Annotated in this window: 11 protein-coding genes and 1 pseudogene; 6 read left to right on the top strand and 6 right to left on the bottom strand. The window is 75.5% G+C overall.

Annotation, left to right across the window (positions count from 1 at the left end; genetic code table 11):
- Positions 1-13: 13 nt before the first annotated feature.
- Entirely contained in the window at positions 14-3007 is a 2994-nt protein-coding gene (locus ABZ340_RS12645; RefSeq protein ID WP_358781742.1) for an SMC family ATPase, read from the top strand.
- A gap of 69 nt (positions 3008-3076) precedes the next feature.
- On the opposite strand, the gene ABZ340_RS12650 is transcribed toward ABZ340_RS12645, so the two are convergent.
- Positions 3077-3523 carry an Lrp/AsnC family transcriptional regulator gene (locus ABZ340_RS12650; RefSeq protein ID WP_358781743.1) on the bottom strand — a complete coding sequence of 149 codons (447 nt, stop codon included), beginning with the start codon at positions 3521-3523 and terminating at the stop codon, positions 3077-3079.
- Positions 3524-3648: 125 nt separating this feature from the next.
- Between ABZ340_RS12650 and ABZ340_RS12655 the strand changes: the two genes are divergently transcribed.
- Both ABZ340_RS12655 and ABZ340_RS12660 read left to right on the top strand, forming a co-directional pair.
- A complete protein-coding gene (locus ABZ340_RS12655) occupies positions 3649-4134 on the top strand; it encodes a rhodanese-like domain-containing protein (protein ID WP_358781744.1) in 486 nt (161 codons plus the stop codon).
- An 83-nt stretch (positions 4135-4217) separates the two neighbouring features.
- Positions 4218-4702: pseudogene (locus ABZ340_RS12660) on the top strand (hypothetical protein); the annotation flags it as partial.
- A 42-nt stretch (positions 4703-4744) separates the two neighbouring features.
- Here ABZ340_RS12660 and ABZ340_RS12665 read toward each other — a convergent pair.
- On the bottom strand, positions 4745-6436 hold the full coding sequence (locus ABZ340_RS12665; RefSeq protein ID WP_358781745.1) for a DUF885 domain-containing protein: 1692 nt from the start codon (positions 6434-6436) through the stop codon (positions 4745-4747).
- 94 nt (positions 6437-6530) lie between these two features.
- The gene (locus ABZ340_RS12670) at positions 6531-7007 is read right to left on the bottom strand and encodes an Lrp/AsnC family transcriptional regulator (RefSeq protein ID WP_358781746.1); all 477 of its coding nucleotides are present in this window, start codon (positions 7005-7007) and stop codon (positions 6531-6533) included.
- 59 nt (positions 7008-7066) lie between these two features.
- Between ABZ340_RS12670 and ABZ340_RS12675 the strand changes: the two genes are divergently transcribed.
- The gene (locus tag ABZ340_RS12675) at positions 7067-8245 is read left to right on the top strand and encodes a PLP-dependent transferase (RefSeq protein ID WP_358781747.1); all 1179 of its coding nucleotides are present in this window, start codon (positions 7067-7069) and stop codon (positions 8243-8245) included.
- 144 nt (positions 8246-8389) lie between these two features.
- Here the strand turns inward: ABZ340_RS12675 and ABZ340_RS12680 are convergent, their stop codons facing one another.
- The 3 genes from ABZ340_RS12680 to ABZ340_RS12690 all read right to left on the bottom strand — a co-directional run bounded on the left by ABZ340_RS12680 (position 8390) and on the right by ABZ340_RS12690 (position 12729).
- Positions 8390-9913 carry a GNAT family N-acetyltransferase gene (locus tag ABZ340_RS12680; RefSeq protein WP_358781748.1) on the bottom strand — a complete coding sequence of 508 codons (1524 nt, stop codon included), beginning with the start codon at positions 9911-9913 and terminating at the stop codon, positions 8390-8392.
- A 249-nt stretch (positions 9914-10162) separates the two neighbouring features.
- Positions 10163-11749 carry an alkaline phosphatase D family protein gene (locus ABZ340_RS12685; RefSeq protein ID WP_358781749.1) on the bottom strand — a complete coding sequence of 529 codons (1587 nt, stop codon included), beginning with the start codon at positions 11747-11749 and terminating at the stop codon, positions 10163-10165.
- A 143-nt stretch (positions 11750-11892) separates the two neighbouring features.
- Complete coding sequence (locus ABZ340_RS12690) at positions 11893-12729, bottom strand: alpha/beta fold hydrolase (protein ID WP_358781750.1); 837 nt, start codon at positions 12727-12729, stop codon at positions 11893-11895.
- 258 nt (positions 12730-12987) lie between these two features.
- Here ABZ340_RS12690 and sigJ point away from each other — a divergent pair, with 258 nt between their 5' ends.
- Positions 12988-13875, top strand: a complete 888-nt coding sequence (gene sigJ, locus ABZ340_RS12695; RefSeq protein WP_358781751.1) for an RNA polymerase sigma factor SigJ — start codon at positions 12988-12990, stop codon at positions 13873-13875.
- A gap of 246 nt (positions 13876-14121) precedes the next feature.
- On the top strand, positions 14122-14883 hold the full coding sequence (locus tag ABZ340_RS12700) for a GntR family transcriptional regulator (RefSeq protein WP_358781752.1): 762 nt from the start codon (positions 14122-14124) through the stop codon (positions 14881-14883).
- Positions 14884-14947 lie beyond the last annotated feature (64 nt).

Below are 14947 nucleotides of genomic sequence, written 5' to 3' on the forward strand. Positions count from 1 at the left end.
AGGGAGAGACCCGATGAGGCTGCACCGGCTGGACATCACCGCCTTCGGGCCCTTCGGCGGCGCGCAGACGGTCGACTTCGACGCGCTGTCGGCGGCCGGGCTGTTCCTGCTGCACGGACCCACCGGCGCGGGCAAGACCTCCGTCCTGGACGCCGTGTGCTACGCGCTGTACGGCTCGGTGCCGGGGGCCCGGCAGAGCGGCCAGGGCACGGGCCTGCGCAGTGATCACGCCGCGCCCGCGACCCGCACCTCGGTGACCCTCGACCTCACCGTCGCCGGGCGCCGGCTGGAGATCACCCGGCAGCCGCCCTGGGAGCGCCCCAAGAAGCGCGGCACGGGCACCACCGTGGACAAGGCGCAGACCTGGCTGCGCGAGTACGACGCGACGGCCGGGGCCTGGAAGGACCTCAGCCGCTCCCACCAGGAGATCGGCGAGGAGATCACCGGGCTGCTCGGCATGAGCCGCGAGCAGTTCTGTCAGGTCGTGCTGTTGCCGCAGGGGGACTTCGCGCGGTTCCTGCGCGCCGACGCCGAGGCGCGCGGCAGGCTGCTGGGCCGCCTCTTCGACACCCGCCGCTTCGCCGACGTCGAAAAACGCCTCGCCGAGCGGCGGCGCGCCACCGAGGCGCAGGTGCGGGACGGGGACGCCGCGCTGCTGGCGGACGCCCACCGCATGCAGCAGGCCGCCGACGGCTCCCTGGAGCTCCCGGAGCTGACGCCGGGCGAGCCGGGCCTGGCCACGGCCGTGCTGACCGCCGCCGCCGTCGCCCGCAGCACCGCCCGCGAACAGCTGACCGTCGCCCGGCTGCGCCTGGCCGCGGCCGAGTCCGCCCAGGCCGCCGCCGAGAGCGACCTGGCGGACGTACGGGAACGGGCCCGGCTGCAGCGGCGGTTCGCCGAGGCGCGGCAGCGGGCCGAGCGGCTGGCGGAACGGGCCGGCGCCCACCGCGAGGCGCAGGAGCGCATGGAGCGGGCCCGCAAGGCCGAGGCGGTGGCGCCCGCCCTGGAGCTGCGGGACGCCGCCGACGCCGAGCACCGGCGGGCCGCCGCCGCGGAGGCACGCGCGCGTGCCGCGCTGCCGGTCGCCTTCGCGGACGCCGGTGCCGCCGGGCTGGCCGCCGCCGCCCGCCGGGCCGCCGAGGAGCTGGGCGGCCTGGAGTCGGCCCGCCGCGCCGAGCGGCGGCTGGCCGAACTCGGCGCCGAACGCGCCGGCCTGGACCGCCAGGAACGTGCCGACGAGGACGTCCTGCACGAGGCGGAGAGCTGGCTCGCCGGCTGGGAGGCCGCCCGAGCCGCCCTCCAGGCCCGTATCGAGGCGGCCCAGGAGGCCGCGACCCGCGCCGAACAGCTCGCCGTGCAGCAGGAGCCCGCCCGGCGGCGGCTGGCGGCGGCCCGGCAGCGGGACCGGCTGACCGCCGAGGCCGACGACGCCCGGCGCCGTGCCCTCGCCTCCGCCGAACACGCCGTCGAGGCCCGCACCCGCTGGCTCGACCTGAAAGAGCAGCGGCTGAGCGGCATCGCCGCCGAACTCGCCGCCACCCTCACCGACGGCGAGCCGTGCGCCGTCTGCGGCGCCACCGACCACCCCGCCCCCGCCCGCAAGGACGCCGGGCACGTCGACCGCGAGGCGGAGGAGCAGGCCCTCGCCGCCTGCCGGCGCGCCGAGGAGCAGCGCGCAGAGGACGAACGGCGGCTGGCCGCCCTGCGGGAGGCGCTGGCCGCCGCCACCGCCGAGGCGGGCGAGGAACCCACCGGCCGGCTGGCCGAGCAGGCCGGGGAACTGGAACGGGCGTACGCACAGGCACGCGCCGCCGCCTCCGGGCTGCACGCCGCGCAGGAGGAGCTGCGCCGGGCGGAGTCGGAGCGGGAGGAGCGCGTCGCCGCGCGGCAGCAGGCCGCGGTGCGGGCCGCCGCCCGGGTGGGCCGGCGCGAGCGGCTGGAGCGCGAACAGGAAACGCTGGAGGAGGAGCTGGCGCAGGCGCGGGGCGCCGCCGGCAGCGTGGCCGCGCGGGCCGCGCAGCTGGAGCGGCAGGCCGCCGCGCTGACCGGCGCCGCCGACGCGGCCCGCGCCGCCGAGGACGCCGCCCAGCGCCTGAAGGACGCCGACGCCCGCCTCGCCGACGCCGCCTACCGGGCCGGCTTCGACACCCCGCAGGCCGCGGCCGACGCACTCCTCGACGACACCGCCCACCGCGCCCTGCGGCGGCGGATCGACGAGTGGCAGACCGAGGAGGCCGCCGTCCGCGCGATCCTCGCCGAGGCCGACACCGCGGCCGCCGCCGGGCAGCCGCCCGCCGACCTCGCCGCCGCCGAACGGGCCGCGGCCGACGCCGCCCGGCGGGTGCGCGACGCCGCCTCCGCACGCGACGCCGCCGCCCGGCGCTGCGCCGAGCTCGACCGGCTCTCCGCGCGCGCCGCCGCCTCCGCACGCCGCCTGGCCCCGCTGCGTGAGGAGTACGACCGGGTGGCCCGCCTGGCCGGCCTCGCCGCCGGCACCTCCGCGGAGAACGAACACCGCATGCGCCTGGAGTCGTACGTGCTGGCCGCCCGCCTGGAACAGGTGGCCGCCGCCGCGACCGCGCGGCTGCAGCGCATGTCGTCCGGCCGCTACACCCTCGTCCACTCCGACGGCCGCACCGGGCGCGGCCGCAGCGGCCTGGGCCTGCACGTCGTCGACGCCTGGACCGGACGCGAACGCGACACGGCGACCCTGTCCGGCGGTGAGACGTTCTTCGCCTCCCTCGCCCTCGCCCTCGGCCTCGCCGACGTCGTCACCGACGAGGCGGGCGGCGTCCGCCTGGACACCCTCTTCATCGACGAGGGCTTCGGCAGCCTCGACGACCAGACCCTCGACGAGGTCCTCGACGTGCTCGACTCCCTGCGCGAGCGGGACCGCAGTGTCGGCATCGTCAGCCACGTCCCCGACCTGCGGCGGCGCATCCACGCGCAACTGGAGGTCGTCAAGGGGCGGTCGGGGTCGGTACTGCGGCAGCGGGGCACCGCCTGAGAGGGGCGGCGGGGCACTGCTTGAGGGGGGCGGGGCACCGCCTGAGGAGGGCGGCGGGCCGACGGCGGCTCAGCGGCCGAGCGAGCGCCGGGGCAGCGGCGAGGAGTACACCACGCTCGTCGTCACCGAACCCAGCGCGCCGATCTTCCCCGACACCTCCTCCAGGTGCCGCATCGAGCGGGCCGCGACCTTGATGACGAAGCAGTCGTCCCCCGTGACGTGGTGCGCCTCCAGGATCTCGGGCGTGACCGCGACCAGGTCGTGGAACGGCTTGTAGTTGCCGTTCGGATAGCGCAGCCGTACGAAGGCCAGGATCGGCAGGCCCAGCCGGTCCGGGTCGACGACCGCCGCGTACCCCTGGATGATCCCCGCCTCCTCCATGCGCCGCACCCGCTCGGTCACCGCGCTCGCGGACATGGACACGGCCCGGGCCAGCTCGGCGAAACTGGCCCGGCCCTCCCGCTGGAGGACGTCGAGGATGCGCCAGTCGGTGGCGTCCGGGGAATACGCGGTCATCCCCGAGGGATAGCAGGGAAATCCCCGGCGGGACAAGGGGGAAGCCGTGGATCGTCCCTTCTTGGAGATGATCATTGCCGCGTAGATTTCCGGCAGGACAGCACGCCGACGAAGGGCCACCCGTCATGAGCACCGGCACCACCACCGCAGCCAACCCCGTCCTGCGCGTCGCCCCCGCCGCGCCGGCCGACGCCGCCGCCTACTTCCGCGCCAGTCTCGCCTTCCACGCCGACGTGTCCGACGTCGCCGCCGCGCTCGCGGCCGGCGGCGACCCCGGGTTCGTCCTCGTCGACTCCCGCTCCACCGCCGCCTGGGACCAGGGCCACGTGCCCGGCGCGGTCCACCTGCCCACCGCGCTCGTCCCCGAGCAGGCCGAGCGGCTCCTCGACCGGTCCGTGCCGGTCGTGACGTACTGCTGGGGCCCCGGCTGCAACGGCGCCACCCGCGCCGCACTCGCCCTCGCCGAACTCGGCTACCAGGTCAAGGAGATGCTCGGCGGCTTCGAGTACTGGGTCCGCGAGGGCTTCGCGTACGAGACCTGGCAGGGCGGCGAGCGGCGCGCCGCCGACCCGCTGACGGCGCCGGCGGACGCGGAGGACTGCGGCTGCTGACCCCTCCGGCCGGCGGCCCTTTGGCGGCTTCGCCGCCGATAACCGCGTGCGCGGTGCTCGAGGGGCGACCATCATGGGGCCCCATGCCCCTGCTCCCGCACCCGACCCCCGACCAGTTGCGCCGCGACCCCCTGCCCCTGCGCGGCCGGACCGCCCTCGTCACCGGTGCCGGCAGGCGGGGCGGCATCGGGCACGCCGTCGCCCGGCGGCTCGCCGCGTACGGCGCGAGCGTGTACCTGCACCACCACGTGCCGCACGACGCCGCCCAGCCCTGGGGTGCCGACCGGATCGACGACGTGGTCGCCTCCGTGCGCGAGGCGGCCGGCAACCCCGCCGCGGCCGTGCTCGCCGGGCCCGGCGACCTCGCCGACCCGGCCGCCCCCGCCGGACTCGTCACCCGGGCCGCCGGCGCGCTCGGCGGACGGTGGGGCATGCCCGACGACCCTGCCCGCCTCGTCGCGTGGCTCGCCACCGACGAGGCGATAGGGGTCTCCCCGGCTCGAACGTGGTTGAGAGCTGGGGAAGGATCACCGGGCAGGTCATCGACTCCGAGGGCGGCTTCCGCCGCCGACCCGTGTCCGGGCCCCGGCTGCGCGCCGGGGCCTCGGGGTCACAGCCGCGACAGCTCGTCCACCAGGTCGTCCAGACCCAGGGACCCCTGCGACAGGGCGGCCATGTGCCAGGACTTCAGGTCGAAGGCGTCACCGTGCCGCTTGCGCGCGTTCTCCCGGCCCAGCAGCCAGGCCCGCTCGCCCAGCTTGTAGCCGATCGCCTGCCCGGGGATCGTCAGGTAGCGGGTCAGCTCGCTCTCCACGAACTCCGCCGGACGGCTGCTGTGCGCGCCGAAGAACTCCTGCGCCAGCGCGGACGTCCAGCGCTCGCCCGGGTGGAAGGGGGAGTCGGCCGGGATCTCCAGCTCCAGGTGCATGCCGATGTCGACGATGACGCGGGCGGCCCGCATCATCTGCGCGTCCAGGTAGCCCAGCCGCTGCTCCGCGTCCGTGAGGAAGCCCAGTTCGTCCATCAGGCGCTCCGCGTACAGCGCCCAGCCCTCGGCGTTGGCGCTGACCATGCCGATGGACGCCTGGTAGCGGGAGAGGTCCTTGGCCACGTGCGCCCACTGCGCGAGCTGGAGGTGGTGGCCGGGGACGCCCTCGTGGTACCAGGTGGAGACCAGGTCGTAGACGGGGAAGCGGGTCTGGCCCATCGTCGGCAGCCAGGTGCGGCCCGGACGGGAGAAGTCCTCCGACGGGGGCGTGTAGTACGGCGCCGCCGCGCTGCCGGGCGGGGCGATGCACGACTCCACCCTCCGCACCCGCTCGGCCAGGTCGAAGTGGGTGCCGTCCAGCGCGTCGATCGCCTGGTCCATCAGGCCCTGCAGCCAGTCGCGGACCTCGTCGACGCCCTCGATGTGCCGGCCGTGCTCGTCCAGGTGCGCCAGCGCCACCCACGGCGTCTCGGCACCCGGCAGGATCTTCTCCGCCTCCTTCTTCATCTCCCCGAGCAGGCGGTGGTACTCGGACCAGCCGTACGCGTACGCCTCGTCCAGGTCCAGGTCGGTGCCGTTGAAGTAGCGCGACCAGCGGGCGTAGCGCTCCCGGCCCACCGTGTCCGGCGCGCCCTCGACCGCCGGGGCGTACACGTCGCGCATCCAGTCGCGCAGTTCGGTCACGGCGGCGGTCGCGGTGCGGGCGGCCTCGTCGAGCTCGGCGCGCAGCGCCTCGGGACCGGCGGACGCGAAGTCCTCGAACCAGCCGCGGCCCTGACCGGTGTCGGCCCACTCGCCGAGCTGCCCGACGAAGGTGGCGGTCGGGCGCGGCCCTCCGTACAGCTTGCGCTCCAGGCCGAGGGCGAGGGACTCCCGGTAGCCCGCCAGCGCGTCCGGCACCGCGCGCAGCCGCTCGGCGATCGCCGCCCAGTCCTCGTCCGTCCCCGTCGGCGTCACGGTGAAGATCTCCCGGACCGCGTGCGCCGGCGTGCTCATGTTGCCGACCGAGCGCAGGCCCTCCTCCGCCTCGTGAACGGCGAGTTCGGCGGTGAGCCGCTCGCGCAGCAGCCGGCCGCAGCGCCGCTCCACATCGCTGTCCGCGCCCGGCCGGCGCTCCGCCTCGTCCAGCTTCGCGAGCGTCGCCCGCGCCAGCTCGGCCAGGGCCTCCTGCCCCGCGGGCGAGAAGTCGGGCAGGCGGCTGGAACTCTCCTTCACGCCGAGGTACGTACCGGTGACCGGGTCGAGGGCGATGAGGTCGTCGACGTAGGCGTCGGCGACCTCGCGGGGCAGCGGGCTCTTGGTCGTCTCTGACATGCGGACATCCTCGTACGGAATCCGGTGCCGCGTCAGCCCGGTTCGCCGGACGCGTGCGTCGCGGCGGCCGGATTTCGCCCAGGGCGTGCCCCGGTCAGGGCGCGGGCGGCAGCAGGGGCCCGCAGTCCCACTGCTGGAAGATCAGCCGGGTCTCGACGCGCGCCACCTCCCGCCGGGCCGTGAACTCGTCCAGGACCAGCCGCTGCAGGTCCGTCATGCCGGCGACCGCGACGTGGACGAGGTAGTCGTCCGGGCCGGTCAGGTGGAAGACGGTCCGCGACTCCGGCAGCGCCCGGATCCGCTCCACGAACGGCCCCACCAGTTCCCGCCGGTGCGGTCGCACCTGCACCGACAACAGCGCCTCCAGGCCGCGCCCCAGCTTCGCCGGGTCCAGGCGCAGGCGATGGCCGAGGATCACCCCGGCGCGGCGCAGCCGGGTCACCCGGTCCAGGCAGGTCGACGGCGCCACCCCGACCTGCGCGGCGAGCTCGCGGTAGGTCGTCCGTGCGTCGTTCTGCAGCAGCCGCAGCAGATGGAGATCGACCGGGTCCAGTACGACAGAGTCGGCCATCGGCCGAACGTAGCACGGGCTTTGGCCCCGATGACCCGGCCGGCGTTCACCCTTACGGCATGGACACGCCCACCGCATCGAGAGCACTGGCCACCGAGGCCGTGCACGCCGGCCGTGACGACCTCGCCCGGCAGGGGCTGCACGCCCCGCCGATCGACCTGTCCACCACCTACCCCTCCTCCGACAGCCGCGGCGAGGCCGCCCGCATCGACGCCTTCGCCGCCACCGGCGCGGAGCCCGACGGCCCGCCCGTGTACGGGCGGCTGGGCAATCCCACCGTCGCCCGTTTCGAGACGGCGCTGGCCCGCCTGGAGGGCACCGAGGCCGCGGTCGCCTTCGCCAGCGGCATGGCCGCGCTGAGCGCCGTCCTGCTGGCGCGGGGCGCGACGGGGCTGCGGCACGTCGTGGCCGTACGCCCCCTGTACGGGTGCAGCGACCACCTGCTGGCCGCCGGGCTGCTCGGCACGGAGGTGACCTGGACCGACCCGGCGGGCATCACCGACGCGCTGCGCCCGGACACGGGGCTGGTGCTGGTCGAGTCCCCGGCCAACCCCACGCTCGCCGAGGTGGACCTGCGGGCCGTCGCCCACGCCTGCGGATCCGTGCCCCTGCTGGTCGACAACACCTTCGCGACGCCCGTGCTGCAGCGTCCCGCCCGGCAGGGCGCCCGGCTGGTGCTGCACAGCGCCACCAAGTACCTCGGCGGACACGGGGACGTGCTCGCGGGCGTGGTCGCCTGCGACGAGGAGTTCGCCGGGCGGCTGCGGCAGGTGCGGTTCGCCACCGGCGGCGTCCTGCACCCGCTCGCCGGCTACCTGCTGCTGCGCGGCCTGGCGACCCTGCCCGTACGGGTCCGGGCGGCGTCCGCGAACGCCGCCGAACTCGTCCGCCGGCTCGCCGCCGACCCGCGCGTCGCCCGCGTCCACTACCCGCGCATCGGCGGGGCGATGGTCGCCTTCGAGGTCCACGGCGATCCGCACGAGGTCATCGGCCGTGTCCGGCTCGTCACTCCGGCCGTCAGCCTCGGCAGTGTCGACACCCTCATCCAGCACCCGGCGTCCATCAGCCACCGCGTCGTCGACGCCGACGACCGCCGCGCCGCCGGGGTGAGCGACCGGCTGCTGCGGCTGTCGGTGGGGCTGGAGGACGTCGACGACCTGTGGGCCGACCTGGACGGGGCGCTGGGGGAGCGGGCGGCGGCAAAGGAGCCGTGGGGAGAGGTGCCGGCACGGAAGTGAGGGGCGGGGGAGGGGCGGGGCGCGGGCGGACGGCGTTCCTCGAATCCGTCCGCCGTACCGCCACAACCGCCCGCGGTAGTGCTGGATCCGTCCGCCGTACCGCCACAACCGCCCGCGGTAGCGCTGGATCCGCCCTCCGTGCCGCTACAGCCGCCCTCCGTACCGCTCCTGCGTCCGGTCGTACGCCGCACCGGGGCCGGCGGGGTCGTACGCCGCACCGGTCCCGGCGGCGGCCCGGTCCAGGCGGGCGGTGACGACCAGGGTGCCCTCCTCGATCTGGTAGTCGAGGGGCAGGCCCAGTCCGCGCATCGCGGCGACCATACCGGTGTTCGACGACTGCGTGACGGCGTACACGCTCGCGCAGCCCGCCTCGGCGGCCATCGCGACGAGCCGGCGCAGCAGTTCACCGCCGATGCCGCGGCGCTGCCAGGCGTCCTCGACGAGCAGCGCGACCTCCGTCTCGTCGCCGTCCCACAGCAGGTGGCCCAGCCCGACGACGCGCCCCGACGCGGTCTGCGCGGCGAGCGTCCGCCCGAAGCGCGGGCTGAGCAGGTGGTTCAGATAGCGGTCGGCGTCACCGACCGGCCCGTGGTACCGCAGCCCGAGCGTCCGCGCCGAGCACCGCTCGTGCATCGCCCTGGCCGCCTCCACGTCCTGGGTGCCGGCCCGGCGCACCGTCAGGTCGCCGCCCTCGGGCAGCGTCAGCACGTCCCCGCCGCGCGGAACGCGCGGACCGAGCCGGGCGTCCAGCTCCACCAGCGCCCTCGCGCGCGCGAACTCGGTCGGGGTGAACGGCAGATACGGCCGCTCCACCGTGATCACACCGCCCTCCGGCGCGCGCAGCCGCAGCACGGTGTCCTCCCACACGCCCTCGACCGGCACACCGTCCGCCTCCCGGCCGTCGTCGCCCGGCGCCGCGGGCAGCGAGCGGATCGTGCACCGGCCCAGCAACTTCCGCAACGCCAGAGGGAGTTCCGCCGCGTCCAGGGCGGTCCGCGTGGCCAGCTCCAGGACGCGGGTCGGCGCGTCCACCAGGTCGTGGGCGTCCGCCCGCTCGATCCAGGAGCCGCTGCCGCCCGCCCGCGCCACCGCCCGGGTGATCTCGGACGCCTCGACCCCGGCCGGGGCGCGCAGCAGGAACTCGTCGACGGTGCCCTCGCCCAGCGGGTGCGTCTGCAGGCTCAGGATGTCGACCCGCCGGTCGGCGAGGGCGGCGCACAGCGCGGCCAGCGACCCGGGCTCGTCCCGCACCGTCGTCCGCATCCGCCACAGCACGCCGTCCATCTCGCTGTCCACCCCGCGGTCCGTTCCGCGGTCCGTTCCGCGGTCCGTTCCGCGGTCCGTTCCGCGGTCCGTCCTGCCGGGGTGCTCCGGCGTGACCCGGTCGGCGGGCCCGGCCTGCCGCCCGGCGGACGGCGGCCGGGCGCCGGTATCGTCCGCCGGCGGTGCGTGGCCGTGGCGGCGTGACCACCACAGGTGGAACCCCGCCGTGGCGACCAGGGCGACCGCCGAGACCACCAGCAGGACCGGGCCGTCGGGGCCGTGGCCCACCAGCTGCGCCACGGTGTCCGCCGCGGCGACCGCCGTGAACAGGGCGGCGAGTTCGACCACGTCCCGCCGCCAGTGGCGGACCGGACGGCCGTTCTTGGCGCGCGTCACATCAGACATTTCTCGACTCATACGGCCACTGTGGAGGAACGGTGTTGCGCGATCACGAACGCCTTGTGACCGCTGAGTAAAGAGCCCTCTGTGCTCTTCGTGGCCGTTTGTTCCGGGTGCGGGTGCGGGTGCGGGTGCGGGCCGTGCGGCTTGCGGATGTGTCCGGCCGTGCGGGCGGGAAGCCGGGCGGCGGGCCGGGCATGCGCCGCGCACCAGGGGATGACACCGGTGCGCGGCACATTCACCAGGCTACGGGAGTCACTGGCCGACCCGGCCCGGCTGGAGCACCCGCGTGAACAGCACCGTGCCGTCCTGCTCGCGCAGCCGCACCGTCATCTCCCCGCTGTCGCCGTCGATGTCGACCTCGCCGAAGAACTGGTAGCCGCCGGCGGGCGAGACGTTCGAGGCGGCCGGCGCCTTCACGAACACCCGCTCCGGCCCGAAGGTGCCGTCGAGCGGACTGGCCGGGAACGCCCCGGCGTTCAGCGGACCGGAGACGAACTCCCAGAACGGCTCGAAGTCCGTGAACGCCGCCCGCGACGGCTGGTAGTGCTGGGCCGAGGTGTGGTGCACGTCGGCCGTCAGCCACACCGTGCCGGTGATCCGCCGGTGCTTGACGAACCGCAGCAGCTCCGCGATCTGCAGCTCACGCCCCAGCGGAGCGCCCGGGTCGCCCTGCGCCACCGCCTCGACGTTCGGCCGCCCCTCCGACGTGTCGGGCACCACCAGGCCGATCGGCATGTCCGCGGCGATCACCTTCCACACGGCACGCGACCGCGCCAGCTCCCGCTTGAGCCACTCCAGTTGCTCCCGGCCGAGGATGCCCTGCGGGTCCACCGCCTGGTCGCCGGAGGAGTTGGCGTTGCGGTACGTCCGCATGTCCAGCACGAACACGTCCAGCAGCGGGCCCTGCCGCAGCACCCGGTACACGCGGCCCTCCCGCGCCCCCGGCCGCAGCGTCGAGACCGGGAAGTACTCGGCGAACGCGCGCCGCGCCCGGGCCGCCAGCACGTCCACGCTCTTCTCGGTGTACCGGCTGTCCGTGTCCGCGACGACCTGGCCCGGGTACCAGTTGTTGCGCACCTCGTGGTCGTCCCACTGGACGATCGACGGCACCTGGGCGTTGAACCGCCGCAGGTTCTCGTCGAGCAGGTTGTAGCGGAAGTTGCCGCGGAACTCGGCGAGGGTCTCGGCGACCTTGGACTTCTCCTCGGTGGTGATGTTCCGCCAGATGGTGCCGTCGGGCAGGACGGCCGTCTCCGGGATGGGGCCGTCGGCGTAGACGGTGTCGCCGCTGCACAGGAAGAAGTCGGGGTCCAGGCGGGCCATCGCGTCGTAGATGCGGTAGCCGCCGAGACCGGGGTTGATGCCCCAGCCCTGGCCCGCCTGGTCGCCGGACCACACGAACCGCACCCCGTCGCGCCGGCGGACCGGCACCGTGCGGAACGTGCCGGTGACCGGCTCGCCGGTGCGGCGCGGGTCGTCCGGGTCGGCGAGCAGCACCCGGTAGTGGATCTGCTCGCCGGGCGGCAGGCCGCGCAGCCGGGTCGTGCCGGTGAAGTCCGTGTCCGGGCCCAGCAGCGGACCGTGCCATCTGCGCGGGGCGCGGAACGACTCGGTCGCCGACGTCTCGACGATCATGCGGGCGGGCCGGTCGGAGCGCACCCACACCAGTCCCGAGTCGGTGGTCACGTCGCCCGTCTGCACGCCCCAGCCCGCGCCGGGCCGCCCGGACCGGGCGAAGGCCGGTGCCGCGCCGAGCGCCGTGGGCAGGGTCAGGGCCGCCGAGGCGGCCAGGGAACCGCGCAGGACGCTGCGGCGGCCCGGGAAGGGACGGTGGGACATGACGGTGCCTCCAGGGACGGGTGATCCGGCCGGTGTCGGTGCCACACCTACGCGGGCTCCGCAGCGCCCACGCGAACCCGAGGTGAACAACCGGCCACGCCGTGCGCCGCACCGTGAGCGCCGGCCGGACGGCCGACGGGGTGTCAGCGGCCGCGACTGCCGTCCAGGACGACGCGGGCGACCAGGGCCGGGTCGTCGTTCATGGGGACGTGGCCGCAGCCCGGCAGCCGCACCAGCCGGGCCCGCGGGATGGCGTGCTTGGCGCGTACGCCCTGCCGTGGCAGGAGCAGCCGGTCCCGGCTGCCCCAGGCCACGGTGACCGGTATGCCGGGGACGTCGTCGGCGAAACGGACCTGCCGCCCGGACCGCAGGGTCTCGGAGAACCCCTCGGCCCGGGCCAGCGCGAGCGTCTCGGCGACCACCGCCTCGGGCGAACGGCGACCCGGGCGGGCGTAGATGGTGCTCGTCAGCACCACGCGGCCGGCCGCGGTGCGGGACAGCCGCTCGACCAGGGGCACCGGCATGCGCCGGGCGGTGTGCCGCATGCACGTCAGGACCCCGAAGGCGTACCGCCGCTCGGCCGGCGCCCAGAACCCGGCGGGGGACAGGGCGGTGACGGACCGTACGCGGCCGGTACGGCCGAGTTCCAGGGCCAGCAGACCGCCGAGGGAGTTGCCCGCCGCGTGCGGCCGCTCGATCTCCAGCGCCTCGCAGAACGCGCCGAGCACGGCGCTCATCGTCGGCAGGTCGTGCGCCAGTCCGTCCGGCAGCGCCGGGGACCGGCCGCACCCGGGCAGGTCGACGGCTATCACGTCGCGTTCGGTGGCGAGGATGTCCGCCACCGGGTCCCAGGCCTGCCGGTGGTGGCCGATGCCGTGCAGCAGGAGGAGGGGATCGCCGGCGCCCTTGCGGGCGTAGGCGACGGTCATGGGCCGCGGGCCGTGGGGGGTGGGGACCTGGAACGAGACGGTGGCGGACATGGGGCTCCTCGTGAGGACGCGCGGGAACCCGCCGGAGCCGGCGGAGGGGAACGGACGTTTGCGTAGACAGAGTGTCAGCAACGGCTACCGATGGGTAGCCCCCGGGCCGTTCCGCTCCCGGGTGCCGCGTCCGCCGCGTCCGCCGTGTCCGCCGCGTCCGCCGTGTCCGCCGCGTCCGCCGTGTCCGCCGTGTCCGCCGCACGGCCGGGGCGCCGATTCCGTCTGGACACCACCGGACGCGTCCGCTGGGATGGACCCGTGACCACCGACACCGCCACCGACGTCTTCGAAGAGCACCGCCCCGTCCTCCTGGGAGTCGCCTACCGCATGCTGGGGCGCCTGGCCGACGCGGAGGACGTGGTCCAGGACGCCTGGCTGCGCTGGTCCGCCGCCGACCGCGCGTCGGTCCGCGAACCGCGCGGCTACCTCGTGCGCGTCACCACCCGCCTCGCCGTCGACCGGCTGCGCCAGATCAAGGCGCGGGGCGAGACGTACGTCGGCCCCTGGCTGCCCGAGCCGTACGTCACCGACTACGCGGATACCGTGCCCGACGCCGCCGAGCGGGCCGTGCTCGCCGACTCCGTCTCCCTCGCCGTCCTCGTCGTCCTGGAGTCCCTCTCGCCCCTGGAGCGGGCGGTGTTCGTGCTCAGGGAGGCGTTCGGTTACCCGTACGCCGAGATCGCCGCCATGCTCGACCGCGGCGAGGCGGCGGTGCGGCAGCTCGCCGGACGGGCCCGCAGACACGTCGACGAGCGGCGCCCGCGCTACGACGTCGATCCCGGCCGGCGCCGCGACCTCACCGAGCGTTTCCTCACCGCCGCGGCCGGCGGGGACCTGGAGGGGCTGATGTCCCTGCTCGCGCCCGACGTCCGCCTCGTCGGCGACAGCGGCGGCAAGGCCCGGGCGCCGCTGCGGGTGCTGGAGAGCGCCGACAAGGTGGGCCGCTTCATCCTGGGCGCGGCCCGCAAGGGCGGCGTCTCCGACGCGACCTTCCGCTTCCTGGAACTCAACGGCGGTCCCGCCGCGCTGGTCCTGTCGGGGGGCAAGCCCGACTCCGTCTTCCAGATGGAGGTCGCCGACGGCCGCATCCAGGCCGTCTACATCATCCGCAACCCCGACAAGCTGGGGTCCCTGGCCGCCGCCTGACCGCTCCGCGCTCCGCACGAAGCCCTCGCCGTACGGCGAGGGCTTCGCCGTCGTGTCACGCCCATGACGCCGTACGAACTCCCCGTGAAGTCCCCGCCACACCGCCGACGGACGACGCGCGAGGGATCGAGGATTGGTCTTGACCAAGGGTGGGGGCCGACCTATGGTCGCAGAGAAGTGCAACAACCTTTAATAAACAAGGGCGCTGAAAACGCCGCCGCAGACACGGCGATCGCGGAGGACAGGGTGGGGACCACGCAGGTGGAATCGGTGCCGGAGCCCAAGTACTGGCATCTGAGGACCGTGCTGAGCGAGGCGCTGGAGACGGAGTTCTCCGTCGGGGAGATCCTGCCCAACGAACGGGAACTCGCCGCACGTTTCGGCGTCGCCCGCGCCACGCTCCGCCAGGCACTGGAACAGCTCGAGCTCGAAGGCCGGCTCCAGCGCCGCCGCGGTGTCGGCACGACCGTCGCCCCGCCGCGCGTGGGCGTGTCCGTCGGCACGGAGCAGCACGCCTGGCCCGGAGCGGCGGGCGACGCCTGGCAGCCGGCCGACTGCACCCTGGCGGTCCCGCCCGCGGCCGTCGCCGACGCCCTGGGCACCGGCCGCGACGAGCCCGTGCACACCGTGCGCCGCTTCCGCGCCACGCACGGCCGGCCCGTGGCCGCCGAACTGCTCCACATCCCCGCCTCCTCGGTGCCCGGCCTGTCCGCCATAGAGGCCCCGGCCGGACCCGCACGCGCGCGTGCCGTGCTGCGCGAGCTGCAGCGCCGGGAGCTGGAGCGGCAGGAGAGCGCCGTGGAACTCGGCTCGGCCCACACCGAGGACGCCAAGGTGCTGGACCGGCTCCCGGGATCGCCCGTCCTCGTCGTCACCACCCGCTACATCGCCGAGGGCCGCACCGCCGCGCTCTCCGTCGCCACCTACCGCGCGGACACCTGCCGGCTGACGTTCGGCGACTCGGGCGGCGTGCGGATCGACCACGACCCGCACCGCCGGGCCTCCTGACGGCCGTACCACCACCGGGCACGGGTCCGCTACTGATGACCGGGCACGGGTCCGCTATCGGTCA

It is taken from the genome of Streptomyces sp. NPDC006134, from assembly GCF_040628835.1.
GTDB lineage: Bacteria > Actinomycetota > Actinomycetes > Streptomycetales > Streptomycetaceae > Streptomyces.

Excerpts from the sequence above, each read along its gene's own strand:
- ABZ340_RS12645 (WP_358781742.1), top strand. The coding sequence starts at position 14 with ATGAGGCTGCACCGGCTGGACATCACCGCCTTCGGGCCCTTCGGCGGC.
- ABZ340_RS12650 (WP_358781743.1), bottom strand. The coding sequence starts at position 3,523 with ATGACCGCGTATTCCCCGGACGCCACCGACTGGCGCATCCTCGACGTC.
- ABZ340_RS12655 (WP_358781744.1), top strand. The coding sequence starts at position 3,649 with ATGAGCACCGGCACCACCACCGCAGCCAACCCCGTCCTGCGCGTCGCC.
- ABZ340_RS12665 (WP_358781745.1), bottom strand. The coding sequence starts at position 6,436 with ATGTCAGAGACGACCAAGAGCCCGCTGCCCCGCGAGGTCGCCGACGCC.
- ABZ340_RS12670 (WP_358781746.1), bottom strand. The coding sequence starts at position 7,007 with ATGGCCGACTCTGTCGTACTGGACCCGGTCGATCTCCATCTGCTGCGG.
- ABZ340_RS12675 (WP_358781747.1), top strand. The coding sequence starts at position 7,067 with ATGGACACGCCCACCGCATCGAGAGCACTGGCCACCGAGGCCGTGCAC.
- ABZ340_RS12680 (WP_358781748.1), bottom strand. The coding sequence starts at position 9,913 with ATGTCTGATGTGACGCGCGCCAAGAACGGCCGTCCGGTCCGCCACTGG.
- ABZ340_RS12685 (WP_358781749.1), bottom strand. The coding sequence starts at position 11,749 with ATGTCCCACCGTCCCTTCCCGGGCCGCCGCAGCGTCCTGCGCGGTTCC.
- ABZ340_RS12690 (WP_358781750.1), bottom strand. The coding sequence starts at position 12,729 with ATGTCCGCCACCGTCTCGTTCCAGGTCCCCACCCCCCACGGCCCGCGG.